The sequence below is a fragment of the Flavobacterium frigidimaris genome (assembly GCF_002217275.1).
Lineage (GTDB): Bacteria > Bacteroidota > Bacteroidia > Flavobacteriales > Flavobacteriaceae > Flavobacterium > Flavobacterium aquidurense.
Genome location: NZ_MUGV01000015.1, coordinates 111054 through 137411, shown reverse-complemented (window position 1 = coordinate 137411; position 26358 = coordinate 111054). Strand labels below are relative to the sequence as shown.

Annotated in this window: 23 protein-coding genes; 14 read left to right on the top strand and 9 right to left on the bottom strand. The window is 33.5% G+C overall.

What is annotated here, in order from left to right; all coding sequences use genetic code 11:
- Nucleotides 1–72: 72 nt before the first annotated feature.
- From B0A65_RS08165 to B0A65_RS08145, 5 genes are all read right to left on the bottom strand, one after another.
- Nucleotides 73–2619: a sodium-translocating pyrophosphatase gene (locus B0A65_RS08165; RefSeq protein ID WP_074660423.1), complete on the bottom strand. Its 2547-nt coding sequence runs from the start codon at nt 2617–2619 to the stop codon at nt 73–75.
- 112 nt (nt 2620–2731) lie between these two features.
- Nucleotides 2732–3262, bottom strand: a complete 531-nt coding sequence (locus tag B0A65_RS08160) for an inorganic diphosphatase (protein ID WP_074660422.1) — start codon at nt 3260–3262, stop codon at nt 2732–2734.
- Nucleotides 3263–3372: 110 nt separating this feature from the next.
- On the bottom strand, nt 3373–3972 hold the full coding sequence (locus tag B0A65_RS08155) for a DNA-3-methyladenine glycosylase family protein (RefSeq protein WP_074660421.1): 600 nt from the start codon (nt 3970–3972) through the stop codon (nt 3373–3375).
- Between the two features lie 250 nt (nt 3973–4222).
- Complete coding sequence (locus tag B0A65_RS08150; protein WP_074660584.1) at nt 4223–6724, bottom strand: DUF5686 and carboxypeptidase-like regulatory domain-containing protein; 2502 nt, start codon at nt 6722–6724, stop codon at nt 4223–4225.
- Nucleotides 6725–6791: 67 nt separating this feature from the next.
- Entirely contained in the window at nt 6792–7769 is a 978-nt protein-coding gene (locus B0A65_RS08145; protein ID WP_026983869.1) for a pyruvate dehydrogenase complex E1 component subunit beta, read from the bottom strand.
- 490 nt (nt 7770–8259) lie between these two features.
- Between B0A65_RS08145 and B0A65_RS08140 the strand changes: the two genes are divergently transcribed.
- The 4 genes from B0A65_RS08140 to B0A65_RS08125 all read left to right on the top strand — a co-directional run bounded on the left by B0A65_RS08140 (nt 8260) and on the right by B0A65_RS08125 (nt 11763).
- Entirely contained in the window at nt 8260–9006 is a 747-nt protein-coding gene (locus B0A65_RS08140) for an electron transfer flavoprotein subunit beta/FixA family protein (RefSeq protein ID WP_074660420.1), read from the top strand.
- Between the two features lie 74 nt (nt 9007–9080).
- A complete protein-coding gene (locus B0A65_RS08135) occupies nt 9081–10049 on the top strand; it encodes an electron transfer flavoprotein subunit alpha/FixB family protein (protein WP_074660419.1) in 969 nt (322 codons plus the stop codon).
- A gap of 164 nt (nt 10050–10213) precedes the next feature.
- On the top strand, nt 10214–10837 hold the full coding sequence (locus tag B0A65_RS08130; protein ID WP_056190192.1) for a bifunctional nuclease family protein: 624 nt from the start codon (nt 10214–10216) through the stop codon (nt 10835–10837).
- Between the two features lie 74 nt (nt 10838–10911).
- On the top strand, nt 10912–11763 hold the full coding sequence (locus B0A65_RS08125; protein ID WP_074660418.1) for a thymidylate synthase: 852 nt from the start codon (nt 10912–10914) through the stop codon (nt 11761–11763).
- Nucleotides 11764–11794: 31 nt separating this feature from the next.
- On the opposite strand, the gene B0A65_RS08120 is transcribed toward B0A65_RS08125, so the two are convergent.
- Nucleotides 11795–12091: an isoamylase early set domain-containing protein gene (locus tag B0A65_RS08120; RefSeq protein ID WP_056190188.1), complete on the bottom strand. Its 297-nt coding sequence runs from the start codon at nt 12089–12091 to the stop codon at nt 11795–11797.
- Nucleotides 12092–12338: 247 nt separating this feature from the next.
- Here B0A65_RS08120 and B0A65_RS08115 point away from each other — a divergent pair, with 247 nt between their 5' ends.
- From B0A65_RS08115 to porT, 4 genes are all read left to right on the top strand, one after another.
- Nucleotides 12339–12683: a 2TM domain-containing protein gene (locus B0A65_RS08115; protein ID WP_074660417.1), complete on the top strand. Its 345-nt coding sequence runs from the start codon at nt 12339–12341 to the stop codon at nt 12681–12683.
- Between the two features lie 12 nt (nt 12684–12695).
- Nucleotides 12696–13178 (top strand): dihydrofolate reductase, encoded by a 483-nt coding sequence (locus B0A65_RS08110; protein WP_074660416.1) that lies wholly within the window; start codon nt 12696–12698, stop codon nt 13176–13178.
- 589 nt (nt 13179–13767) lie between these two features.
- A complete protein-coding gene (gene ubiE, locus B0A65_RS08105; protein WP_074660415.1) occupies nt 13768–14499 on the top strand; it encodes a bifunctional demethylmenaquinone methyltransferase/2-methoxy-6-polyprenyl-1,4-benzoquinol methylase UbiE in 732 nt (243 codons plus the stop codon).
- Between the two features lies 1 nt (nt 14500).
- Nucleotides 14501–15211 carry a type IX secretion/gliding motility protein PorT/SprT gene (gene porT / locus B0A65_RS08100; protein WP_074660414.1) on the top strand — a complete coding sequence of 237 codons (711 nt, stop codon included), beginning with the start codon at nt 14501–14503 and terminating at the stop codon, nt 15209–15211.
- Nucleotides 15212–15220: 9 nt separating this feature from the next.
- On the opposite strand, the gene B0A65_RS08095 is transcribed toward porT, so the two are convergent.
- On the bottom strand, nt 15221–15949 hold the full coding sequence (locus tag B0A65_RS08095; protein WP_074660413.1) for a TrmH family RNA methyltransferase: 729 nt from the start codon (nt 15947–15949) through the stop codon (nt 15221–15223).
- A gap of 37 nt (nt 15950–15986) precedes the next feature.
- Here B0A65_RS08095 and tamL point away from each other — a divergent pair, with 37 nt between their 5' ends.
- The 4 genes from tamL (at nt 15987) to B0A65_RS08075 (ending at nt 21251) form a co-directional block, all read left to right on the top strand.
- Nucleotides 15987–18542, top strand: a complete 2556-nt coding sequence (gene tamL / locus B0A65_RS08090) for a translocation and assembly module lipoprotein TamL (protein ID WP_083370458.1) — start codon at nt 15987–15989, stop codon at nt 18540–18542.
- A 59-nt stretch (nt 18543–18601) separates the two neighbouring features.
- Nucleotides 18602–19669 carry a class II fructose-bisphosphate aldolase gene (gene fbaA, locus B0A65_RS08085; RefSeq protein ID WP_072970385.1) on the top strand — a complete coding sequence of 356 codons (1068 nt, stop codon included), beginning with the start codon at nt 18602–18604 and terminating at the stop codon, nt 19667–19669.
- Nucleotides 19670–19743: 74 nt separating this feature from the next.
- Nucleotides 19744–20598 carry an acetyl-CoA carboxylase, carboxyltransferase subunit beta gene (gene accD / locus B0A65_RS08080; protein ID WP_029271807.1) on the top strand — a complete coding sequence of 285 codons (855 nt, stop codon included), beginning with the start codon at nt 19744–19746 and terminating at the stop codon, nt 20596–20598.
- 83 nt (nt 20599–20681) lie between these two features.
- Entirely contained in the window at nt 20682–21251 is a 570-nt protein-coding gene (locus B0A65_RS08075) for a hypothetical protein (RefSeq protein ID WP_074660412.1), read from the top strand.
- A 7-nt stretch (nt 21252–21258) separates the two neighbouring features.
- Here the strand turns inward: B0A65_RS08075 and B0A65_RS08070 are convergent, their stop codons facing one another.
- A complete protein-coding gene (locus tag B0A65_RS08070; protein ID WP_074660411.1) occupies nt 21259–22152 on the bottom strand; it encodes a cupin-like domain-containing protein in 894 nt (297 codons plus the stop codon).
- 87 nt (nt 22153–22239) lie between these two features.
- Nucleotides 22240–23487 (bottom strand): ABC transporter permease, encoded by a 1248-nt coding sequence (locus tag B0A65_RS08065; RefSeq protein WP_074660410.1) that lies wholly within the window; start codon nt 23485–23487, stop codon nt 22240–22242.
- A gap of 165 nt (nt 23488–23652) precedes the next feature.
- Here B0A65_RS08065 and purH point away from each other — a divergent pair, with 165 nt between their 5' ends.
- Together purH and B0A65_RS08055 are read left to right on the top strand one after the other, a co-directional pair.
- The gene (gene purH, locus B0A65_RS08060; protein WP_074660409.1) at nt 23653–25179 is read left to right on the top strand and encodes a bifunctional phosphoribosylaminoimidazolecarboxamide formyltransferase/IMP cyclohydrolase; all 1527 of its coding nucleotides are present in this window, start codon (nt 23653–23655) and stop codon (nt 25177–25179) included.
- Nucleotides 25180–25234: 55 nt separating this feature from the next.
- A complete protein-coding gene (locus B0A65_RS08055) occupies nt 25235–26263 on the top strand; it encodes a rod shape-determining protein (RefSeq protein WP_072954825.1) in 1029 nt (342 codons plus the stop codon).
- Nucleotides 26264–26358 lie beyond the last annotated feature (95 nt).

Sequence of the window (26358 nt, the reverse complement as noted above, 5' to 3'; positions counted from 1 at the left end):
ATTTTAGGGGCATTTTCTATTTGTAAAATCTTTGTCAAAGTTTTAAACTTTGACAAAGATCATCAATCATTTTTATTTCGCAGCTTCAATCTTTGCTTTAACCTCAGCTTCAGTTCCTTCATAAACTTCAGTTGTCGTTTTTCCATTTTCAGTTTTGGTTACAGTTCCAACTGTAACACCATTTGTGGTAGATAAATTAACCTCAACTCTATTTTTACTATATTTAGTTGTATCGAAACAATCTGTTTTTTGATGTGTGTATTTTCCGTTTGCATCATAATGCGCTAAACATTTTGCGGTTTCTTCGGCTGTACATCCTTTTTCTTTGCACATTTTAATGCATTCTTCTTTTGTCATTCCTGATAAATCACCGCATTTAGAAGCGCCGGCTGCATGCATTTCCATTTTACAACAGGACCCTTTTTCAGCCATACCTGAAGATGAATGACCTTCTCCCAAAATTGGAGCAATTACCAATCCTATTAAACAAGTTAATTTAATTAAGATGTTCATTGAAGGTCCTGAAGTATCTTTAAACGGATCTCCAACTGTATCTCCGGTTACTGCCGCTTTATGCGCATCAGAACCTTTATACGTCATTTCACCGTTGATCATAACTCCAGCTTCAAAAGATTTTTTAGCATTATCCCATGCACCTCCGGCATTGTTTTGAAAAACAGCCCAAAGTACACCAGAAACTGTAACTCCAGCCATATATCCTCCTAACATTTCAGCAATTAACTGATTGTTGTCTCCGTAAACTAATTTACCTAATAATACAATTGCGATTGGAAAACCAATTGTTAAAATTCCTGGCAACATCATTTCGCGCAAAGCAGCTTTTGTAGAGATTTCAACACATTTTCCGTACTCCGGTTTTCCAGTTCCTTCCATGATTCCAGGAATTTCCTTAAACTGACGACGTACTTCATATACCATATCCATTGCAGCTTTTCCAACTGAATTCATAGCAAGAGCTGAAAACACTACAGGAATCATTCCCCCTACAAATAACATGGCTAAAACTGGTGCTTTAAAAATATTGATTCCATCAATTCCTGTGAAGGTTACATAAGCAGCAAACAAAGCCAATGACGTTAAGGCTGCAGATGCAATTGCAAAACCCTTTCCTGTTGCTGCAGTTGTATTTCCAACTGAATCTAAAATATCTGTTCTCGTACGTACTTCTTTTGGTAATTCACTCATCTCAGCAATTCCTCCGGCATTGTCTGAGATTGGTCCGAAAGCATCAATCGCTAACTGCATTGCTGTCGTCGCCATCATTGCTGAAGCCGCTAATGCAACTCCATAAAATCCTGCCAAAGCATATGAAATCCAAATTGCAGCGGCGAATAATAAAACAGTCGGAAAAGTTGAAATCATTCCGGTTGCCAGACCAGCAATAACATTAGTTCCAGCTCCTGTTGAAGATTTTTGTACAATGGCCATAACCGGTTTTGTACCCAGTCCCGTATAATATTCTGTTACTGATGAAATAGCACCACCAACAACTAATCCAACTAATGTTGCATAGAAAACACGCATTGATGAAATATCTTTAGATCCTTCACCAAAGAAGCTCATTTGCATTGTCTCTGGTAACATATGTTGTACTAAAAAGAAACAGGCAATTGCTGTTAAAGCAATCGAAACCCAGTTTCCTATATTTAAAGCTTTTTGTACTTGTGCTTCTTTGGCATTATCATCAGATATTTTTACCAATGTAGTTCCGATAATCGAAAATAAAATTCCGAAACCGGCAATTGCCATTGGCAATAAAATTGGACCAATTCCTCCAAAAGCATCCTGGATAGAACCACCCATATCTTTAATTACATAATTTCCTAAAACCATAGCAGCTAAAACTGTCGCTACATATGAACCAAATAAATCGGCTCCCATACCTGCAACGTCTCCCACATTATCTCCTACGTTATCTGCAATTGTTGCAGGATTACGAGGGTCATCTTCAGGAATTCCAGCTTCGACTTTACCAACTAAATCGGCACCAACGTCAGCAGCTTTTGTATAGATTCCACCTCCAACTCTGGCGAATAATGCAATTGATTCAGCACCAAGTGAAAATCCAGCTAAAGTCTCCAAAACTTTAGTCATATCCTCAGATGATGTCCAGGTTCCGTTCATGAATATTTGAAAGAAAATAATAAAGAAGCCTGTTAATCCTAAAACGGCAAGACCTGCAACACCTAACCCCATTACAGTTCCGCCTCCAAAAGAAACTTTTAAAGCCTGAGGCAAACTTGTACGCGCAGCCTGCGTTGTTCTAACATTCGTTTTTGTTGCTATTTTCATTCCCATATTTCCAGCTAAAGCAGAGAAAAAGGCACCAAAAATAAAAGCAACTACTATTAATATATGTGTGGTAGGAACAATAAAAGAAACTCCGGCTAATACTAAACTTGCACCAATTACAAAAAAAGTCAATAATCGATATTCCGCTTTTAAAAATGCGAGGGCTCCTTCATAAATGTGATCTGAAATTTCTTTCATTTTCCCGTCTCCTGCATCTTGTTTTAAAACCCAAGTCCTTTTTATTCCCATGAAAAGTAATCCTAAAATTGCCATAACAATTGGCAAGTAAATCATAAATGCATTCATAATATAGTAATGGTTTTGGTTAATAGTCAATAAACTAACTAAAACGAATTTAAACAAAAAAGCAATACTCCTAACGGAGTATTGCTTTTTTTATAATAGAATAGGGTAAAAATTATTTAATACTAAATAATCCTTCCGGTTTGTTTTCGATATCGTTAAAACGCTTAGTACACTCAGCAATAATTGCAAAAGCTTCTTTTACATCTCCCCAACCTTCTACATCTACTTGTTTGTTTTCAAGATCTTTGTAAACCTGGAAGAAATGCTCGATTTCTTTCAATAAGTGTCCGTTAATATCTGAAAGGTCATTTAATGAATTCCAGATTGGATCTGAAACTGGTACACAAATGATTTTTTCATCTGGTCCTTTATCATCTGCCATATGGAAAACTCCAATTGGTTTTACTTCTATAACACATCCAGGAAAAGTTGGTTCGTTAATCAAAACCAATACATCAAGAGGATCACCGTCTAGAGCTAATGTTTCTGGAATAAATCCGTAATCAGCAGGGTACATCATCGAAGAGAACAACATTCTGTCAAAACGCATTCTTTTGATTTCAAAATCGTACTCGTATTTATTTCTGCTTCCTCTTGGTATTTCGATCAATACATCGAAAGTCGTTAGTTTGTCTGCGGTCATTTTCGTTTTTTATTATTTCTATAAATTCGATTGCAAAAGTAACTAAAGAATCCTTTTTTACAATAAAAAACTGCATTAATCTACACACTTTTCTTTTAAATAACAAACAGTTAATATGTAATTTTTCTGTTTCGCTTATTTAAGTAATAATGCCACAATAAATAGGTCGCATAAGATCGGTAGGGACTCCATTGTTCAACATGAATTTCCATTTCATTTTTATCGTGAATATCTAGTAATTCTTTGATTGTATTTACAACTGCAATATCGCCTAGCGGAATCAAATCTAGTTCCTGAAGACAAAACATTAAGTAAATATCAACAGTCCAATTTCCAATTCCTTTCAGTTTTATAAGCTCCTCCCGAACTTGTTTTGCTGATTTTGAAGCTAAACTCTCTATGTCCAATTCTTTATTTAAAACAGCTTCAGCAAGTATTTTAATATATTTTGTCTTTTGCCGGCTTACACCCAAGGTTCGAAATTCTTCATCAGATACAATAGACATTGTTTCAGGATTACAAGTTGTATAGGCTTTGATTTTTAAAAATGTGGCTTTCGCCGAATCTATAGAAACTTGTTGTTCGAGTATTAGTAAAACCAAAGTTTCAAAACCCTGAGGGCGTTTTGGGATTGGTGGCAATCCATATTTTTTAATGATTTCCTGAAATATTGGGTTTTTAGTTGATAGAAAATCGATGGCTTCTTGCATTACTTTTGTTCTAAGTCTATTTCAAAATTAAATAAAAAAATAATCTTTTAAAGTTGCGAAATTTTTTTTGCTCGCAGATTCAGCAGATTCAGCAGATTTATTTCTTTAAACCGAAATTATAAAAATCTGCGCAGATCAGCTTAAATCTGCAAAATCTGCGTGAAATTATTAAGTTGTAAAAAGCCAAAAACGCCAAGTTGCAAAGAATTAAACTTAGCGACTTGGCGTCTTTGTGGCAATATATTTTTATCTAGAAATAGAATCCGAAAGATCCTTTTACTGCAAATTTATTAGCATCCGGAGTGTTTAGATAACTTCCCCTCCAGGAGAAATCAATACGAAAAACCTTGAAGATATTTCCAATTCCGGCGTTATACTCCCAATACACATTTTCCGGTGCATTGTAAGGCTGATCAGATGCATTGATGGCTCTGTTCGCAGCTGATATAGTTCCGTAAACTCCTTTTACACCAACAAATTCTCTCCAGTTTAATTTTCTCATAAATGGAATTCTGGCAAATAACCTTCCTCCAAAATCATGATTCCATTGCAAGGTCGTATATTGATCTGTTATGAATTCGTAGAAATTCAGATTACTAAATGTATTTTCAATAGTAAAATACGTCTGGTTACCCGGAATAACACTCATTAATCCTAACGGAATTGTTCCAAAAGTCTTACCTGTTTCCAAAATAATGTTAGATCTTCCTAAAGGTCCGATTATGATAGGTTGTTTATAGTAAATCTGTATTTTTTCATAAGCAAAATCGCTATTGAAAACGCCTTTTAAACCATAGCTAAAGTTCACAAAGAAATGACTAAACGGACTGTCTACAAGATCTCTTTCTACACCAAAACCAATAGTTTTTCGGTTAGGCATAAATTCAAATTGGATATTAGCTTCAGATTGTGTTACCGCACTTGCTACAACTCCGGCAGGGTTTGCAGGCGTTGGCAAAGTAGTATAATAATCCAAACTAAAAGTAGGCGAAGCCGATTCTAAAGTTCTGTAAGAAAGTCCCGCCTGAACCACAAAATTCTTCATCGGTTCCATTTCAAATGAAATGTTACTCAAATTAATATTCGTTAATTTTCCGTTACTTCCTGTTGTAAACAAAGCAGAAGACGCAAAACTTCGTCCTAAAATATCGTTGGTTGTTGTTAAACTTGCTCCAATTTGTTCAATGTCACGCCTATTTCCTCCGGAAATAATGAATCGTTTTTTCTTATCGACCATCCATTTTCCTGAAACTCCATATTTGAATTTACTATCATCAAAACCGTAGGCAGTGTAAGCCTGTATACGCCAAGGGTCATTTGGTCCAAAATAGGTTCTTCCTCCCACACGTACCCGTAAACCTTCTACTTCATTATATCCAAATGTGGAGAAAATTGGTCCATAATCAAAATTCTTAAACTCTACATATCCACTTCCCAGGATAGAAACCAAATTATATATTTGCTTAAATCGCTTGACGGTCTGTAAAGTATCGAGCATTTTATAAATACCCAATTCATCTTTATTTAATTTTTCAAAACGATTCTCGTCCCAGAATTCATCCGGTCGATCATAAACAGCATTGTCTATATAATTGACTTCTTCTTTGTAAAACTTCTCCGGTTTCTGAATATTGAATTTATGGTCTCGATATAATGTTGTTCGTTTTCCGTAAACACCTTTCGATTTTTCCTTTTTATTCAACGCAAAATCAGACATCATATAATCGCGGGTCAATAGAAAAACAGAATCATTTTCTACATCAAATTCCTGCTCTATATAAATATCTTTCACCCAGTTAATATTGGCACTTTTAGTAACACCCATATTAATTTTCTTGATCGCAAACGTGGTATCGTTGACCCAAAAATCTCCTTTAAAAGTCAATTCGTTTTTTCGTCTTGGATAAAAAACAATATTATAACACCATTTTTTGTCGATATAAGCACTGTCTTTTAAAACATAATTATATACATCAATCCCTGTTTTTGAAAGCGGACTTGTAAAACTCTTATCAAAAAAAGTAAGATGATTATCGTAGATATTATAATCGGAGTAAAGGTCTTTTACAAAAGATAGGATCTGTTGATTTCCATTGAAACCAGAGGTTTTACTTCCGGTAATATTCTCTTTTGTTTTCTTTAATTTATTGTCACCGTATACATCATATACAGATTCATTGATGAAAATTGGAAGGTATGTTTTCCCGGTAACATCAGAAGTATCCACATGATTAAAAACAAACTCCATTCCTTTGAACAGTTTATTCTTCATAAAAGCACTATCGATCGTGTTCATATCAAACTCGACTTTTTCATACTTCTGCATCTGGTATTGATTGAATTGGTACAAACCGTTTTTACGTTTTCGTTCCCAAATTTTCCTCAAAATATCTAATGCCGGATTATTCTTTTTTGACGTTTTTCCGGTAAAAATTACAACTTCATTTAACGCTTCAGCTTCGCTTAAAACAATTTTAAAATTATAATTAACTGTTTTTTCCAAAGGAATTTCCTTGTCCGAAAATCCTGCCGAAGTCACTAATAATGCCGTATATGTTTTTGGTGATTCTAAATAAAAACGACCATCTTCATTAGATACTATTCCGGTATTTGAGCCTTTAAAAACAATATTAGCAAACGGAACAGGCTGATTCATTTTATCCAAAACAATTCCGCTCACTTTAGTTTGTGCAGTAGCAATATTTGCAAATGCAAATACCAAAAACAGGCTGAGTAAAATTATTTTCTTTATCATGTGGCAAAAAAAAACTTCATCAATTAATATGACTGATGAAGTTTTATAAGTATTGTTTGTTTGACTATTTGTACATTACTTTCTTTACTGCTTTTACTACATCAGCTGCATTTGGCAACCAGTCTTTTAGTAAAACAGGAGAGTAAGGAGCAGGAGTATCTGCAGTTGTAATACGTTGAATTGGCGCATCAAGGAAATCAAAAGCTTGTTCCTGAACGATATAAGTGATTTCAGATGAAATACTTGCAAAAGGCCAAGCCTCTTCTAAAATTACTAAACGATTTGTTTTCTTAACAGATTTTAAAATTGCTTCGTTATCCATTGGACGAACTGTTCTTAAATCGATAATCTCACATGAAATTCCTTCTTTAGCTAATTCATCAGCAGCGATAAAAGCTTCTTTGATGATTTTTCCAAAAGAAACGATTGTAACATCTGTTCCTTCACGTTTAACATCAGCAACTCCTAATGGAATTGTATATTCTCCGTCTGGCACTTCACCTTTGTCACCATACATTTGCTCAGATTCCATAAAAATTACAGGATCATTATCACGAATTGCAGATTTCAAAAGTCCTTTTGCATCATAAGGTGTAGAAGGAACTACAACTTTAAGACCAGGAGTATTAGCGAACCAGTTTTCTAAAGCTTGAGAGTGAGTTGCTCCTAATTGACCTGCAGAAGCAGTTGGTCCACGAAAAACGATTGGCACATTAAATTGTCCCCCAGTCATTTGACGCATTTTAGCAGCATTATTTATAATTTGATCAATACCAACTAAACAGAAGTTGAATGTCATGTACTCTACGATAGGACGACAGCCATTCATAGCTGATCCTACTGCAATTCCTGTAAAACCAAGCTCAGCAATTGGAGTATCGATTACTCTTTTTTCGCCAAACTCAGCAAGCATTCCTTTTGAAGCTTTATATGCTCCGTTGTATTCTGCAACTTCTTCGCCCATTAAATATATGGATTCATCGTGACGCATTTCTTCGCTCATCGCTTCACAAATGGCCTCTCTAAATTGTATTGTTCTCATATTTATATTGTATGTTGAATTTTCTGAAGAGCAAAAATAAATATTTTAAATAACTTAAAAGCATAAATTGAATTTAAAATCACATGAAGTTCCTTCTCTTCTTCGCTTTTAACTTTTTAAATTTTATTGTGATATTACGAAATCGATATAATTGCGATTATCCTCTACACAAAAACATTTTTCAGACAAACTCAACCTTATTTGTTTAATTCTGGTTAGAGTAAATTCTATCTTCAAACGAAACAAATCAAAAATTAGTACAAATCGACTTCAAATTTAACAGTTACCTACCGTAATGCTATTGCAAAATTCCTAAGAATCAGAGTAAATAACTGAATTTTCAATTTCATATTCTAACAAAAGGACATTCAAATTCCAGAATCTTCGAAAACGTAATAGTTTTTAAAAAATATTATGCATGCATAGTATATTATTCCGATTTTAATTTCTAAATTTGTCAAAGCATATTATAAATATAAAATATATACTTATGAAAATATTAGTTTGCATCAGCCATGTACCTGATACTACTTCAAAAATTAACTTCTCCAATGGTGATTCAGAATTCGATACCAACGGTGTACAATATGTAATTAATCCTAATGACGAGTTTGGTTTAACACGTGCAATTTGGTTTCAGGAACAACAAGGAGCAACTGTAACTGTTATTAACGTTGGAGGACCTGACACAGAGCCAACTTTACGTAAAGCATTGGCAATTGGCGCAAACGAAGCGATTCGTGTAAACGCTAATCCAACTGATGGTTTTTTTGTTGCAAAACAATTAGCAGAAGTAATTAAAAATGGCGGATACGATCTTGTAATTGCCGGAAAAGAGTCTTTAGATTATAATGGAGGGATGGTTCCTGGAATGATTGCAGGAATTTTAGGCTCTAACTTTTTAAACTCTTGTACAAATGTAACCGTTGACGGAAACAATGTAAAAGCAGTTCGTGAAATCGATGGTGGAAAAGAAACAGTAAGCACCACTCTACCATTAATTATTGGTGGACAAAAAGGTCTTGTTGAAGAAAAAGATTTACGTATTCCAAACATGAGAGGAATTATGACAGCAAGAACAAAAGCTTTAACTATTCTTGAGCCAGTTGATGCTCCTGTAAATACAAAGGCAGTGAAATTTGAAAAACCAGCTCCTAAATCAGCAGTGAAATTAATTTCTCCTGATAATTTAGATGAGTTAATCAATTTATTACACAACGAGGCTAAAGTAATCTAGTAATCAGTATTCAGTCGCAGTTTTCAGTTTTCGAACTTGAAACCTGAAACTTTAAACTTATAAACAAAAAAAATATGTCAATATTAATATATGCAGAATCTGCAGAAGGAAAATTTAAAAAAGTTGCTTTTGAATTAGCTTCTTACGCTAAGAAAGTAGCAGAATCTTTAGGGACAACTGTAACCGCTTTAACCGTAAACATCAGTGACGTAAGCGAATTATCTAAATACGGAGTTGATAAAGTTCTAAAAGTAAACAACGATAAATTAGCAGGTTTTACAGCTAAAGCTTATGCCGATGTTATCAAACAAGCAGCTGAAAAAGAAGGAACAAAATTAGTATTACTTTCTTCTACTACAGACAGTATCTATCTTTCATCACTAGTTGCAGTGGCATTAAATGCAGGTTTCGCTTCAAATGTTGTTGGATTGCCGGTTAGCACTTCTCCTTTTCAGGTGAAAAGAAATGCTTTCTCAAACAAAGCTTTTAACATTACTGAAATCAGTACTGATGTAAAAGTTCTTGGTTTGGCTAAAAACTCTTATGGAATTTTCGAAAGTGCTGGATCTGCAACTGAAGAAGATTTCAATCCGTCTATTGGAGACAATGATTTTGGGGTAAAAGTAGAATCAGTAGAAAAAGTAACAGGAAAAGTTTCTATCGCTGATGCTGATATCGTAGTTTCTGGAGGACGTGGGTTAAAAGGACCTGAAAACTGGGGATTAGTTGAAGACTTAGCTGCAGTATTAGGTGCTGCAACAGCATGTTCTAAACCAGTTTCAGATTTAGGGTGGAGACCTCATAGCGAACACGTTGGGCAAACAGGAAAACCAGTAGCAACAAACTTATACATTGCAATTGGAATTTCTGGGGCAATCCAACATATTGCGGGAATCAATTCTTCAAAAGTAAAAGTAGTAATCAACAGTGACCCTGAAGCTCCTTTCTTTAAAGTAGCTGATTATGGTATTGTTGGAGATGCATTTGAAATCGTACCTAAGTTAACAGAGAAATTAAAAGCTTTTAAAGCACAACATTCTTAATTTAAAATTCTCTATCAAAATATAGCTGCCTAAAAACAAGATAATCGTATCTTTGTTTTAGGTAGCTTTTTTGTTCCATATTTTTTGATTAAAATTGCACCTTTATTTTTCAATCAAAAAAAGTATTAAAATGAGGCAGTAATTGCCCTTTTTTACCCATATATATGAGTCTAGTAAAATTGTCCATAAAAGGAATTTCATACAGTCAAACTCAAAATGGCGCTTATGCCTTAATTTTGAATGAAGTTGACGGTGAAAGAAAATTACCAATTGTAATTGGTGCTTTTGAAGCCCAATCAATTGCCATTGCCTTAGAAAAAGAAATAAAACCTCCTCGCCCATTAACACACGACCTATTTAAAAACTTTGCAGAAAGATTTGATATAGTCGTAAAACAAGTAATCATTCACAAATTGGTAGATGGTGTTTTCTATTCAAGTTTAATCTGTGAAAGAGATAAAATCGAAGAAATTATTGATGCCAGAACTTCTGATGCTATTGCACTTGCCTTGCGTTTTAATGCTCCGATTTTTACTTATAAAAACATTCTGGATAAAGCGGGAATTTATTTAAAATCAAATACTGCAGACACCGATTCAGGCGCTCAGGAAATTGATGATGTACTTTCTAATCCGGAAACTTTTGGTCATGAAGAAGAAAGTAATCAATCTGGAGATGTTTATGCTAAACATACTTTGCAAGAACTTAATGAGCTTTTAGACCAGGCCGTTTCTCAGGAAGATTATGAGAAAGCAGCTAAAATTAGAGACGAAATCTCGAAAAGATAATTATAAAGCAATAAGCAATAAGCTTTAGGCAGTAAGCTTAAAGCCTCTTGCCTAAAGCTTAAAGCAAAAAAATCATGAAGCAATACTTAGATTTAGTAAAACATGTTTTAGAAACCGGTTGCCAAAAAGGAGACCGAACAGGAACAGGAACAAAAAGTGTTTTTGGCTACCAAATGCGTTTTGATTTAAGTGAAGGTTTCCCAATGGTTACGACCAAAAAACTACATTTAAAATCGATCATTTACGAATTACTTTGGTTTTTAAAAGGCGATACTAACATTAAGTATCTTCAGGAAAACGGAGTCAAAATTTGGGATGCCTGGGCAGATTCAAATGGCGATTTAGGACCTGTTTACGGTCATCAATGGCGCAATTGGAATAGTGAAGAAATTGATCAGATCTCTGAATTGATTACCGAACTTAAAACAAACCCAAACAGCCGCAGAATGCTGGTTTCTGCATGGAACCCGTCTGTTTTACCAGATACGAAAAAATCATTCGAAGAAAACGTAGCCAACAACAAGGCAGCTTTACCTCCTTGCCATGCCTTTTTTCAATTTTATGTTTCGAGTCCCGACATTGAAAAAGGCGAGACAAAAGGCAAACTTTCTTGCCAGTTGTATCAACGAAGTGCTGATATATTTTTAGGAGTTCCTTTTAATATTGCTTCTTATGCGTTACTAACCATGATGATCGCTCAGGTTTGTGATTTAGAGGCAGGCGAATTCATTCATACTTTTGGAGACGCACATATCTACAACAACCATATCGAACAACTAGAGTTGCAATTAAGCCGTGAGCCAAAACCATTACCAAAAATGATTTTAAACCCTGATATCAAAAATATTTTTGATTTTGAGTTTAACGACTTCACACTTTTAGATTATGAACCACATGCTGGCATAAAAGGAAGTGTTGCTGTATAAATATAAAAAAATCCGCTGATTGCGGATTTTTTTATACAACTAAAACACTATTTTCACTTCCTGCAAAATCATTCCATTTATAAGAATCAGCTTCAGGATCATTCACATATAATCCGTCAATTACATATTTAAACTCATAAATAGCATCTTTCACTAAGTCGTAAGTAGCTTTAAAAGTTCCGTTTTTTAATTTGCTCAAAGTCCCTTCTTCTGGATTCCAATTGTTAAAATCTCCTACTACCGCAGCCGAATTTGCATCTTTAGCCTCTACAGAAAAAGTAACTTTACACACTGGTTTTGTTTTGATAAATTGTTTCTTTAAAGACATAACTATTTAGTTTTTAGATTTATACACCTAAATTACAGAAATTCAGCTGAACATTCAACAACCTCCATATCGATTTGTTATAATATTAAAAACAGTATATTTTTTTAATTATATCCATAATTTAAAGTGTAAAAAATTTCGTATTTCTCATTTAGCACTCCCTTGAGCACAAATATTCTACGATCAAAAACCCCATGATTTCAAAATAAATTTTAACTTTATAACCTCATTATTCATTAATTGTCCTATGGAAAAAGAAGTACACGAACAATACGAATATGCCAGAAGAAGACTTAGACAGAAGAAAATACTATATTTTCATTTTGTACTTTTTCTCTTAGGTAGTTTATTTTTATTTATTGCAAACAGATTTTTTGGCTTCGGTGCTAACACAGATCAAAACTGGTGTATTTGGGGCATTACAACATGGTTTTTCATCTTTATCCTGCACTTTATTAAAGTCTATATTACAGACCGATTTATGAATAAAAAATGGGAAAGAGAACAAATTGACAGACTTGTTGCTTTACAGCAAAAAAGAATCAGTCAATTAGAGTCCAAAATAAATGAGGATACCGATAATAAAATTTAGTCTCAGAATACCATGATTATAATGATAGCGGCGGTAGCCGAAAACAACGCTCTTGGAAAAAATAATGAGTTAGTATGGCATTTGCCAAATGATTTTAAAAGATTTAAATCTCTTACAACCAATCATCACATTATCATGGGGAGAAAAACTTTTGAAAGCTTTCCTAAACCATTACCAAACCGAGTTCATATTGTAATAACACGTCAAAGCGATTACAATCCTGAAGGTTGTATTGTTGTAGACAGCATAGAAAAAGCGATTGCTGTTTGTCCAGAAAATGAAGATTCCTATATCATTGGCGGAGGCGAGATTTACAATTTAGGAATGGAGCATGCTGATATATTAGAAATAACCAAAGTACATCATAGTTTTGATGCTGATGCCTATTTTCCTGAAATTGACAAAACCGATTGGCAATTAGTCGAATCCGAAGAAAATTTTAGAGACGAAAAACATCTTTATGATTATACTTACGAAACTTACATTAGACGATAAATAAAAAAACATCCTCTTTTGAAGGATGTTTTTTAAAGAACGATTGATTTTTTAGAGCTGACTCTTTCAGGAAATAGTTTTTGTAAAAATCACAAATGTTTAAACATTTGAATTAACTGAATAACATTAAAGTTAATTGAGGATAAACCTCAAAAAAGAGCCCTTAATAACAAATACCACTAAGATATTAAAGGCAAGAAAATTAAAATTTCCAAAAACAAATTTAATCCTAAGAACGTATTTTGCACTTCTAAAAAAAACAGTATTGTGGTTTAAAAACAATACTTCCAAAACTACTTACAAGAACAAATGAGATTACCAGTGCAAAGAAAGTATTCATTTGATTTAAGTCATTCTATCCCATCAATCATTAAAACTTCATCATTTTATCTTTAGCAAAAGTGGCTATATATTCAGTATCATACAATACCCACTTTTAGTGATTTTTTTAAAATACCCACTTTTAGTGAGCTATAAGATCTGAAAGGAAATACTTTCTAAAAAGCTTATTCTAAAACATTTGATTTACAAATTAAAAAACGCAATTACAGTTAACACAGTTTGTATTATATTTGCGTAAATAAAAAAAATGTCTGAAAAAATAACCCCATATAAAGACTCTTCTTTAGGTAAAAAAGAGCAAGTTGCCCAAATGTTTGATAACATCTCTGGAAACTACGACAATTTGAATCGCGTAATCTCCTTTGGAATCGACATTAAATGGCGAAAAAAAGTATTAAAAATAGTATCGGATACTAATCCGAAAATCATTCTTGATATTGCAACAGGAACCGGCGATTTGGCTATTTTAATGGCTCAGACTAGGGCTGAAAAAATCATTGGTCTTGATATTTCTGCAGGAATGCTTGAGGTAGGAAAAAAGAAAGTTGAAGATAAAAATCTTTCTAGTATTATTGATTTAGTCTTAGGAGATTCAGAAAACATTCCTTTTGAGGATAATTACTTTGATGCTATTACCGTTGGCTTTGGAGTTCGAAATTTTGAAAACCTGGAAAAAGGTTTTTCTGAAATTTTAAGAGTTTTAAAACCTGGTGGTGTATTTGTTATTTTAGAAACTTCAGTTCCAGATAAAACTCCCTATAAACAAGGTTATAGATTTTATAGTAAAAATATACTCCCAATAATTGGAAAATTATTTTCAAAAGACAATTCAGCTTATGGCTATTTATCAGAATCTGCTGCTGTTTTTCCTTATGGAGAAGCTTTAAACAATATTTTGAGAAAAATTGGGTTTATAGATGTTGTGGCAATGCCTCAAACTTTTGGAGTTGCAACCATTTATTCTGCTTCTAAAAAATAGTATGAAAAAAACAGTAATCTTACTTTTATTAGTCTTATCGACAAAAGGATATTCGCAATTTGCTAAAAGTATGTTTAGCAAAGATCCTATTATCAATCTTGAAAACTGGCAAAAGCAACGCCTGTATTTTGGTTATTACCTGGGATTCAATAGTTTTGATTTTAAATTTGACTACAAAAATCCGGGTCCGGATATTCAGGTAAAAAAGACTACTGGCTTTAATGTTGGTGTTGTTGCCGATTTAAGATTACAGGAATATATTAATTTACGTTTTGAACCAGGGTTGTACTATACAAAACGTGATTTGTATTATCCAAACATGGCTTTAGAGAAAGATTACTTGAGAGAAGTAAACAGTACTTACATTCACTTTCCGTTGTTATTAAAATTCTCGTCGCTACGTACCGGAAATATTCGTCCGTATTTAGTAGGAGGAATGTCGACTACATTAAACTTATCTAGTAATTCAAAATCGCAAGATGATAATTTTGAAGGGAAATTTAGAGTAAAACCATGGACCGCAGCTTACGAACTGGGTTTTGGAATAGATATTTTCTCTGAATACTTTATTTTCTCACCTTCGATTAGAGGAATGTTTGGTATTACTGATGAATTAATTCGTGACAATCCTGCAAAAGGACCAAGTCCGTGGACAGATAATATTGACTCAATGAAGTCGAGAGCAATTTTAATAAATTTCACTTTTCATTAAAACAAATTCTTAACTATTCCGTTTAAATTCACTAAGAATAATTGCTGTTGCGGTAGCCACATTTAAACTTTCTGTTTTTTGTAGCTCTCCAAACCTTGGAATTGAGACTCGGCTGGTTACTATTTTTTCAATTTCTGCTGAAATACCATTGGCTTCATTACCCATAATAATGATTCCACTTTGAGGCAGATTGGACTGATAGATATTATCACCATCCATAAAAGTTCCAAAAACCGGTAATTTTGTTTGTGTGAGAAAAGTTTTTAAATCAACATAATTAACATTTACTCTGGCAATAGACCCCATTGTAGCCTGAACTACCTTTGGATTATAAATATCTACTGTTTCTTTAGAGCAAATGATTTGTTTGATACCAAACCAATCGCAAAGACGCAAAATCGTTCCCAAATTTCCGGGGTCGCGGATGTCGTCTAAAGCAATGATTAATCCTGAATCGATTACTTTATTTTCGACAGGGATTTTAAACACAGCCAAACAAGAATTTGGAGTTGCCAAAGCACTTATTTTTTTAAGTTCCTGCTCATTAATAAGAGTACGCTTTGCAGACTGAACAGTCTCAAAATCATTTAGAGTCGTGTATAAATGTTCTAATTCAAAATTGGATTGCAACAATTCCTGAATTACTTTTACGCCCTCGGCAAAAAATAATTGATTTGCAAAACGTTGCTTTTTTTGATGTAAACCTGTTATAAGTTTTATTTGGTTTTTACTAACCATAAAATAATGTACTTTTGAATTAAATATTTAAAAACACTTGAAAAAGAATTCCACAAAAATAATAGCATTTATTCTAATAGCAATATTTATTTCTGCTTGTAATGCCGTAAAAAGAGTTCCCGATGGAAAAAATCTTCTCGTAAAAAATAATATTCTTGTAAATGGAAAGTCTACAAATGATGAAAATGCATCAAATCAAATGTATCAAAAACCAAATGGTACTCTATTAGGTTACAAATTACGTTTGAATTTATACAACTTAGCCAATTTAAATCCTGATTCAACCTATCAGGCACGATTTAAAAATCACCCTGGCCGATATGAAAATTGGTCAAAGGTACTTTCTGCAAAACAAGTAGATCGTCTTGGACAATCATTTTTGTACAAAGGTATTCATGATTTCTTAAAAAATACTGGTGAACCGCCTGTTATTATTGACACATCAAAAACAAAAAAAACTTTATTACGTTTAAAATTCTATTATTTCAACAATGGTTATTTCAATGTAAAAACAGATTATACAATTGACAGTATTGCTCCAAAAAAGGCCAGGATAAATTATAATATTCTTACCGGACCCGGTTATACTTTAGATTCTATCAGAACAACTATTTTAACTCCTGCCTTAGATTCTTTATATAAGACAAATCCGGAACCTTCTGTTTTAAAATCCGGAAAGCAATATAAAACTTCAGATTTTGAAGAAGAAAAAAATCGTATTACAACTTATTTTAGAAATCACGGTGCTTATTTCTTCCAACCAACTTATGTTACTTTTGATATCGATACAATTGGTAAAAAAAATAAGGCAGATATTAATTTAAAAATTGGCAATAATAATATTCAGGAAAGAGATTCAAGCAGAACTGAACCATTTAAATTATATAAAATAAGCGATGTAAATATTTATACCGATTACTCTGCTGCCAATGCAAAAAGCAAAATAACGGACAGTACAACTTATAAAAACTTTAATTTATACAGCTACAAAAAGCTAAAATACAAACCCAGAGCAATTACAGACGCTATTTTTATTAATAAAGGAAGTACCTACTCTGACACAAGAACAACACTTTCATCGCGTTATTTAAATAACCTTAAGATTTTTAATTATCCTTCTATACAATATGAAGTCGATAAACGCGATTCGACTGCGCAATCCTTAGTCGCTAATGTTTATTTAACACCAAGAAAAAAATATAGTTTTGGCGCAACGCTAGATGTAACACATTCTAATATTCAGGATTTTGGAATTGGAGCCAGTGTTTCAGAAACGATTCGAAATGTCTTTAACAGAGCTGAAACATTAGAAATTTCAGCACGTGTAAATGTCGGTTCATCCAAGGATATGGCCAATCCTAATAATAATTTCTTTAATGTTTCGGAATATGGAATTGATACTAAACTTAATTTTCCAAGAATCTTAATGCCTTTTGGAACAGAAAAGATTATTCCTAAAAGAATGATTCCTTCTACCAGTATTGCAGCTGGTTTCTCAAAACAGCGAAATATTGGTTTAGATAAAGAAAATTTTACCGGCGCATTATCATACAACTGGTCTCCAAAACGTTTGAACACCGCCAAATTAGAAGTACTTAATGCTCAATTTGTGCGTAACTTAAATCCTGATAATTATTTTAATGTTTACACCTCTTCATATGATGAATTAAATGGTATTGCAAATGTTTACAATACAACACCAAGCAATGTTGATAGTAATGGAAATTTAATAATTTCCTCAGGAACAACAGGTTTTACTGATGATGTTTTAAGCGGACAAACAGCCTTAACTCCAGCGGACCAACAATATAAAGATGTTGAGAGTATAGAAGAAAGAAGAGTTCGTTTGACTGAAAATGATTTTATTCTAGCGTCAAGTTATACCTTTACTAAAACAACAAAAAAAGATCTTGCCGACAATAATTTCTATCAATTTAAAGCTAAAATAGAATCAGCCGGTACTTTGTTGTCCTTAATTTCAAACGTTGCGAATCTTCCTCAAAATGTGAACGGTAACTATGAAATATTCAACTTAGAATATTCAGAATATATTAAAACAGAGTTTGATTATATTAAACATTGGGACTTTGGAAAAGAAAAAGTTTTGGCTGTCCGAAGCTTTTTCGGAATTGCGATTCCTTTTGGTAATTCAGATTATATCCCGTTTTCACGAAGTTATTATTCCGGGGGTTCAAATGATAATCGTGCGTGGCAACCTTATTCATTAGGACCTGGAAGCACAGATGCGTTAGATGATTTTAATGAGGCAAATATGAAAATTGCATTAAGTGCCGAATTACGATTCAAAGTTTTTGGAGATGTTAAAGGAGCTGTCTTTGCAGACGCCGGAAATATCTGGAATGTGCTCGATAATGTCACCGATGATAAGGCAACATTTAACAACGTAAACGATTTAGCTGAAATTGCTTTAGGTACAGGATTCGGATTACGATACGATTTAAGCTTTTTTGTTGTTCGATTGGATTTAGGCTTTAAGACTTATAATCCGGCGCATGAGAAGGGAGACCGTTGGTTCAAAGAGTACAATTTTGGGCACTCCGTTTTAAATTTTGGAATAAATTATCCTTTCTAATGCTAATTAATTCTTATTTTTGCAACCTAAAAACCTAAAAACAACTAAAAAAAATTACAATGGCACACAATATTAAACCAGGAGTAGCTACAGGAGATCAGGTACAGGAGATTTTTAATTATGCGAAAGAAAAAGGATTTGCACTTCCAGCAGTAAATGTTACGGGGTCAAGCACAATTAATGGAGTTCTTGAAACTGCAGCGAAACTTAATGCGCCAGTTATCATTCAATTTTCAAACGGAGGAGCACAATTTAACGCAGGAAAAGGATTGTCTAACGCAGGCGAAAAAGCAGCAATCGCTGGCGGAATCGCAGGAGCAAAACATATTCACGCTTTGGCAGAAGCTTACGGGGCAACTGTAATCTTACATACTGACCACTGTGCAAAAAAATTACTACCTTGGATTGATGGTTTGTTAGATGCATCTGAAAAACATTTCGCAGAAACAGGAAAACCATTATTCAGTTCACATATGATCGATTTGTCTGAGGAGCCAATCGAAGAAAATATTGAGATCTGTAAAGAGTATTTAGCAAGAATGAGTAAAATGGGTATGACATTAGAAATTGAGCTAGGTATTACAGGTGGTGAAGAAGATGGTGTTGACAACTCTGATGTTGACAGTTCAAAATTATACACACAACCTGAAGAAGTTGCTTATGCTTACGAAGAATTATCTAAAGTAAGTCCTAAATTTACAATTGCTGCAGCTTTTGGAAACGTTCACGGTGTTTACAAACCAGGAAACGTAAAATTGACTCCAAAAATCTTAAAAAATTCTCAGGATTTCGTTCAAAACAAATTCAACACTGGACATAACCCAGTAGATTTCGTTTTCCACGGAGGTTCAGGCTCAACACTTGAAGAAATCAGAGAAGGAATCAGCTACGGAGTTATCAAAATGAACATTGATACCGATTTACAATTTGCATATACAGAAGGAATTCGTGATTATATGGTTAAAAACCTTGACTATTTAAAATCTCAAATTGGTAACCCAGAAGGTGCTGATGTTCCTAACAAAAAATATTATGACCCAAGAAGATGGGTACGTGAAAGCGAAGTGACATTCAATACAAGACTTGAGCAAGCTTTTGCAGACTTGAATAATGTGAATACACTATAAGTAAAAGTTTAAAGTTTCAGGTTTCAAGTGTCGCAACTTGAAACCTGAAACCTGAAACAACAAAATTAATAAATATGGCTTGGTTTAAAAGACACGAAAAAGGAATTACGACCGCGACTGAAGATAAGATGGACGTTCCGAAAGGATTGTGGTACAAATCTCCTACTGGAAAAATTATTGATGCTGACGAATTAGCGAGAAACTTATTTGTAAGCCCAGAAGATGATTTTCACGTTCGAATTGGAAGCGCAACCTATTTTGAAATTTTATTCGACAATAACGAATTTGTTGAATTAGATAAAAACATGACATCTAAAGATCCTCTGCATTTTGTAGACACAAAAAAATATGCAGAAAGATTAAAAGATGTAATGGAGAAAACGCACCTTAAGGACGCTGTTCGTACAGGAGTTGGAAAATCTAAAGGAAAAGAGCTTGTAATTTGCTGTATGGATTTTGCCTTTATTGGTGGATCTATGGGAGCTGTTGTTGGAGAAAAAATTGCCAGAGGTATTGATCACGCCATCAAAAACAAATTACCTTTTGTCATGATTTCTAAATCAGGAGGAGCTCGTATGATGGAAGCCGCTTATTCATTAATGCAATTAGCTAAAACATCAGTAAAATTAGCCCAGTTAGCTGAAGCTAAATTACCTTATATTTCGCTCTGTACAGATCCAACAACCGGAGGGACAACCGCATCATACGCTATGTTAGGAGATATCAATATTTCTGAGCCAGGTGCTTTGATTGGTTTTGCTGGTCCCCGTGTTGTTCGTGACACAACGGGTAAGGATTTGCCAGAAGGTTTCCAGACTGCTGAGTTTCTTTTAGAGCACGGTTTCCTAGACTTTATCACGCCTAGAAAAGAATTGAAAGACAAGATCAACTTGTACATCGATTTGATTCAAAATAATACAATTAGATAGTTTTAAAACTTCTAATCATATAAAATCCCATTCGCTAAGGCAAATGGGATTTTTTTATATCTTTATTTTAAATCTTGATTGTTATGACGAGAATTTTTTTTGGTTTTGTGGTCTTCTTGCTTCTTTTGAATTGCAACAAAAAAGAAGAGAAGACTTCTTATGTAATTTCCATCGAGAAGAGCAAATTCTTAAATGAATTAAAAAAGAAAAATATTCCACTCCCACCTTCTGGATTTTACTCCTACAACAATCTAATTATAGATCAAAAAGGGGATTTTTATTTTTATCAAAAAGAATATACGCCTTGGCATTGCATTCAATCAGAAAAAGATACAATTCCAGATTTTTTCAACATTAAACCAATTGAGATAATTAAAGTGCCAAATAATAGCATTATTGATTTTATAAAACAAAATGTTGCAAATAGAAATGAAATGAAACGCATGCTTGTAATTGCATCTCAAAATGATACTATAAGAAATAATGCTCTACTTTCTTATTTAAATGAAAACCAACTAAGATCTTTTTCTACAAGAAGAACAACACAAGAAGAAGATACTGTTCTTAAATACAAAAAGAAAAATGATGAATATTATAACTCAGATATAATCAAATGGGATAAAACAAAAATCAGACTCCCAAAAACTGAATAAAAAAAATCTAAGCCACACTACCTTTTGGCTTGTTTCTTTTCAATTCTTTGTCAGCTATTTTAAAAGCTAGTTTCTCACGCCATATCGCATAACGTTCTCTAAAAACTATTTTTATAGCACTATCAACTGCGCCATGCATAAATAAACTCCAAACGCTGGCCATTTTTCGCGTTATAGATCGATCCCATGCACGAAGACTTAATGAAAAAGAACCGTCTACGTAGCGCATCCAATGCCACATTCCGGTTGGCATGAACAAAGTGTCTCCATGTTCCAGAAAAACCTCATAACCTTCAACACCTTTTAAAGCGGGGAATTTTTCAAAATCAGGATTTGCAACATCATAATCTTCCAAGGCATAAGTAGTATTAGGAACGCAATAAAGTCTTTTCTTCCATTTATAATCAAACAATATGATGTGTTTTCTTCCTCCAAAATGGGTGTGAAAAAGGTGAGGCAAATCGATATCGTAATGTAAAAAAGTAAAAGCACTTGAACCTCCAAAAAACATAGCCGGCATGCTTTCTATAAAACCACCCATTAATTCCTTTGGAACTTTTACATCATTAATTAGCTCGGGTCTGTGTTTAAAAAGATTGAAGAAAAAAATACGAAGCTGTGTTGGCTCTCTTTTTATTAAATCGAGATACTCTCCAAATTTCATAGTGGCAATAGAAGCATTGATTACTTTGGTAGGATCAGCTTTAGAATTATCAACCAGTTTTACCTCAATATCCCCTGCGATTTCTTTAAAATAATCGGTTGACCATTTTTCCCTTGCAGGCCAGTCCTTTGTTAAACCTTTTATAATTAAAGGCTTTCTTTTATCTAAATAATTCTTTTTAAAATCTTCTCTAGAAATAGACTCAACGGTATCGACAGGTTTTAAATTAAAGCTCATTTATTTATTGATTTAAACTACCTACTCACTAAGTAAGTATTTGATTATCCATATTAAAAAAATCACAATTAAATAACACAAAATATTTTACATCCCGGTTCGTATAGCCTCAACCGGATCCAAATTGGCTGCTGAAATTGCCGGAAGAATCCCGGATATTAATCCAATAATGGCTGCCAAAGTAGTTCCTAAAATTACATTCCCAAAACTTAAAACGAATTCGAAGTCAAGCACTTTCGTTAAAATCAGTGCAATTCCCCAAACCATTATCAGTCCAATTATTCCCCCAATAACAGAAAGAATTATGGCTTCAAATAAAAATTGAAATAATATAAAACGATTTTTTGCTCCTAATGATTTCTGAATCCCAATTAAATTGGTTCGCTCTTTAACGGAAACAAACATTATGTTGGCAATTCCGAAGCCTCCTACTAAAAGAGAAAATCCACTAATAATCCAACCTACAACATTCATCTGACCCAAAATTCCGTCAATAAAATCTGTAAAGCCCGAAAGAACATTCACAAAGAAATTATCGATTTCACCTGCTTTCATTCCGCGAATAGCCCTTAGTTTCTGTGCAACTTCTGCTTTATAAGCATCCATATCGATCCCTTTAACTGGTTTTAAAACTATTACCGGTGTCATCGCATCACTATCCCCATACATTCTGCGTAAAAAATTGGCCGGAAAATAAACCGATGTATCATTACTATCACCAAAAAAACCCGCGCCCTGTTTTGTCATAACGCCAATAACCGTAAAACGTTGTCCATACAAACGAATACTTTTTCCGACAGGATCATCAGAACCGAAAAGGCCGGTTGCAATTTCATATCCTAAAACAATTACTGGCGATCCGGAATTCGATTCAGATTCGGTATAAAATCTTCCCTTATCAAAAGTCAATCCGTCAATATCAACCATTTCATAAGAAGATGGAACCATATTTACATCTGCTACGGTTTTTGAATCATATTTTAAACTTTCATGATTTACAAAAAGCTGGTACCCCACCTGTTCTGTATTATTCAGGGAATTTTTTAAGGCGATATATTCATCATATTTAACATTTGGAAACTGCTCTCTTTTCCATTGTGGAATTTCAGAAGGTCCAAAGCAAAATTTCATTAAATAAATTGTATTTTTATCTAGGCTGCTCAAATCTTTAGAGATTTTACGATCCAGAGAATCAACAGCGGCCAAAACAGCAATAATTGAAAAAATACCAATTGTAACTCCTAACAACGACAATAATGTACGCAATTTGTTATTTCGTAAAGCATTTATGGCAAAGCTCAGACTTTCCTTTAACAATCTTAAATAAAGCAGCATATTTTCGTATTTTTCAGTAAAGTAAAATTCAATAAATTAAAATCAAAAACCTAATAAAAGTTAACTTACTCATCAGTAGTTTTTTTTAAGATAATGTTACATTAATTTTCTTTAAAATAATATTTAAAAAAACTACTTTTGCAGTCTGAAAATTATAACTACACAATGAGCACAACTAAAACAATACAATCAGCATTAATATCTGTTTTTTCGAAAGATGGACTAGAGCCAATCGTTAGAAAATTACACGAACAAAACGTAACACTTTATTCAACTGGAGGGACTGAAGATTTTATAAAAAATCTTGGAATTCCTGTAGTTCCAGTAGAAGATATTACTTCGTTTCCTGAAATTCTTGGGGGAAGAGTAAAAACTTTACACCCGAAAATTTTTGGTGGAATTTTAAATCGTCAGGATAACGAAAGCGATGTTCAGCAAATGAAGGAATTTGATATTCCGCAAATTGATTTAGTAATTGTTGATTTATATCCTTTTGAAAAAACAGTTGCCTCAGGTGCAAGTGAACAAGATATTATTGAAAAAATTGATATTGGTGGAATCTCATTGATTCGTGCCGGTGCAAAAAATTTCAAAGACACTGTAATAGTAGCTTCTGTAAATGAATATAGTTTGCTTTTAGATTTGATTACAGAGCAAAATGGAGCAACAACATTAGAAAACAGAAGATTGTTTGCTACAAAAGCATTCCATGTTTCTTCTCATTATGATGGCGCTATTTTTAATTATTTCAATACAGATGAAACCATCTATAAAGAAAGCATTGCAAACGGACAAGTTTTAAGATACGGAGAAAATCCACATCAAAAAGGATTTTTCTTTGGAGATTTTGACGCTATGTTCAAAAAAGTTCACGGAAAAGAATTGTCATATAACAATTTGTTAGATGTTGATGCTGCAGTAAATTTAATTAACGAATTTAAAACTGACGGACCAACATTCGCTATTTTAAAACATAATAATGCTTGTGGTTTAGCTTCAAGAAAAACAATTAGCGAAGCTTATTTAGCGGCTTTGGCTTGCGATCCTACATCGGCTTTTGGCGGTGTTTTGATCGCAAATACTAAAATTGATTTGGCTACAGCACAAGAAATCAACAAATTATTCTGTGAGGTTGTAATTGCTCCAAGTTATGATGATGACGCAATTGCCGTTTTACAAGAAAAGAAAAACAGAATTATATTAGTTCAGAATGAAGTTGAATTACCTTCAAGACAAGTAAGAACATGTCTTAATGGTTTGTTAATTCAGGACAGAAATACTATTACAGATACTAAAGAGCATTTAAAAACCGTTACTATTACAGAGCCAACTGCACAAGAGATAGAAGATTTAATTTTTGCTTCTAAAATTTGTAAAAACACAAAATCAAATACAATCGTATTTGCTAAAAACGGAACTTTAATTTCATCAGGAACTGGTCAGACATCAAGAGTTGATGCTTTGATGCAGGCTGTTGATAAAGCGAAAGCTTTTGGCTTTGATTTAACCGGAGCTTCAATGGCGAGTGATGCATTTTTCCCTTTTCCGGATTGTGTAGAATTAGCCAAAAAAGCAGGAATTACAGCTGTAATTCAGCCAGGAGGATCAATAAAAGACGAATTAAGCATAAATTATTGCAATGAAAATAATCTTGCAATGGTATTTACAGGAACACGTCATTTTAAACATTAATTTGTTTAACTTTGTTCGATAATTATTTATAACATTTTAAACCCCTAAAAAACTTATGGGATTTTTTGATTTCATGACCGAGGATATTGCGATAGACCTTGGTACCGCAAACACTTTAATCATTCATAATGATAAAGTTGTTATTGATAGTCCGTCAATCGTTGCACGTGACAGAATATCAGGCAAAATCATTGCTGTTGGTAAGGAAGCCAATATGATGCAAGGTAAAACGCATGAAAACATAAAGACCATAAGGCCTTTGAAAGATGGTGTAATTGCCGATTTTGATGCTTCAGAAAAAATGATCAATATGTTCATTAAAAGCATTCCAGCATTGAAAAAAAGAATGTTTACTCCAGCTTTAAGAATGGTAGTATGTATTCCGTCTGGTATTACTGAAGTGGAGATGCGTGCTGTAAAAGAATCTTGTGAAAGAGTAAACGGAAAAGAAGTTTATTTGATTCATGAGCCAATGGCAGCAGCAATTGGTATTGGTATCGATATCATGCAACCAAAAGGAAATATGATTGTTGATATTGGAGGTGGTACAACTGAAATTGCTGTAATTGCATTAGGCGGAATTGTATGTGATAAATCTGTAAAAATTGCAGGTGACGTTTTCACAAATGATATCGTTTATTACATGCGTACTCAACACAATCTTTTTGTGGGAGAAAGTACTGCTGAGAAAATAAAAATTCAAATAGGAGCTGCTATCGAAGATTTAGAGAGCCCTCCAGAAGATATGTCGGTTCAGGGTAGAGATTTACTTACCGGAAAACCAAAACAAGTAGATGTATCTTACCGTGAAATTGCAAAAGCATTAGACAAATCAATCCAACGTATTGAAGATGCTGTAATGGAGACTTTATCACAAACTCCTCCAGAATTAGCTGCCGATATCTACAATACAGGTATTTACTTAGCTGGTGGTGGATCTATGTTAAGAGGTCTTGACAAACGTATTTCATTAAAAACAGACTTACCTGTTTACATTGCTGAAGATCCTTTAAGAGCAGTTGTTCGCGGAACCGGAATGGCATTGAAAAACATTGCAAAATTTAAAAGCATCTTAATTAAATAAGATTCAAAATAATAACCAATATTTTTTTTTATTAGAGTCAAATAATAAATTTGGCTCTAATGAAATTGGAAACCAAAAGCATATCCTGAAACAAA

Bases quoted from the DNA above. Each gene is read 5' to 3' on its own strand.
- B0A65_RS08165 (WP_074660423.1), bottom strand. From the start codon at position 2,619: ATGAATGCATTTATGATTTACTTGCCAATTGTTATGGCAATTTTAGGA.
- B0A65_RS08160 (WP_074660422.1), bottom strand. From the start codon at position 3,262: ATGACCGCAGACAAACTAACGACTTTCGATGTATTGATCGAAATACCA.
- B0A65_RS08155 (WP_074660421.1), bottom strand. From the start codon at position 3,972: ATGCAAGAAGCCATCGATTTTCTATCAACTAAAAACCCAATATTTCAG.
- B0A65_RS08145 (WP_026983869.1), bottom strand. From the start codon at position 7,769: ATGAGAACAATACAATTTAGAGAGGCCATTTGTGAAGCGATGAGCGAA.
- B0A65_RS08140 (WP_074660420.1), top strand. From the start codon at position 8,260: ATGAAAATATTAGTTTGCATCAGCCATGTACCTGATACTACTTCAAAA.
- B0A65_RS08135 (WP_074660419.1), top strand. From the start codon at position 9,081: ATGTCAATATTAATATATGCAGAATCTGCAGAAGGAAAATTTAAAAAA.
- B0A65_RS08130 (WP_056190192.1), top strand. From the start codon at position 10,214: ATGAGTCTAGTAAAATTGTCCATAAAAGGAATTTCATACAGTCAAACT.
- B0A65_RS08125 (WP_074660418.1), top strand. From the start codon at position 10,912: ATGAAGCAATACTTAGATTTAGTAAAACATGTTTTAGAAACCGGTTGC.
- B0A65_RS08120 (WP_056190188.1), bottom strand. From the start codon at position 12,091: ATGTCTTTAAAGAAACAATTTATCAAAACAAAACCAGTGTGTAAAGTT.
- B0A65_RS08115 (WP_074660417.1), top strand. From the start codon at position 12,339: ATGGAAAAAGAAGTACACGAACAATACGAATATGCCAGAAGAAGACTT.
- B0A65_RS08110 (WP_074660416.1), top strand. From the start codon at position 12,696: ATGATTATAATGATAGCGGCGGTAGCCGAAAACAACGCTCTTGGAAAA.
- ubiE (WP_074660415.1), top strand. From the start codon at position 13,768: ATGTCTGAAAAAATAACCCCATATAAAGACTCTTCTTTAGGTAAAAAA.
- porT (WP_074660414.1), top strand. From the start codon at position 14,501: ATGAAAAAAACAGTAATCTTACTTTTATTAGTCTTATCGACAAAAGGA.
- B0A65_RS08095 (WP_074660413.1), bottom strand. From the start codon at position 15,949: ATGGTTAGTAAAAACCAAATAAAACTTATAACAGGTTTACATCAAAAA.
- fbaA (WP_072970385.1), top strand. From the start codon at position 18,602: ATGGCACACAATATTAAACCAGGAGTAGCTACAGGAGATCAGGTACAG.
- accD (WP_029271807.1), top strand. From the start codon at position 19,744: ATGGCTTGGTTTAAAAGACACGAAAAAGGAATTACGACCGCGACTGAA.
- B0A65_RS08075 (WP_074660412.1), top strand. From the start codon at position 20,682: ATGACGAGAATTTTTTTTGGTTTTGTGGTCTTCTTGCTTCTTTTGAAT.
- B0A65_RS08070 (WP_074660411.1), bottom strand. From the start codon at position 22,152: ATGAGCTTTAATTTAAAACCTGTCGATACCGTTGAGTCTATTTCTAGA.
- B0A65_RS08065 (WP_074660410.1), bottom strand. From the start codon at position 23,487: ATGCTGCTTTATTTAAGATTGTTAAAGGAAAGTCTGAGCTTTGCCATA.
- purH (WP_074660409.1), top strand. From the start codon at position 23,653: ATGAGCACAACTAAAACAATACAATCAGCATTAATATCTGTTTTTTCG.
- B0A65_RS08055 (WP_072954825.1), top strand. From the start codon at position 25,235: ATGGGATTTTTTGATTTCATGACCGAGGATATTGCGATAGACCTTGGT.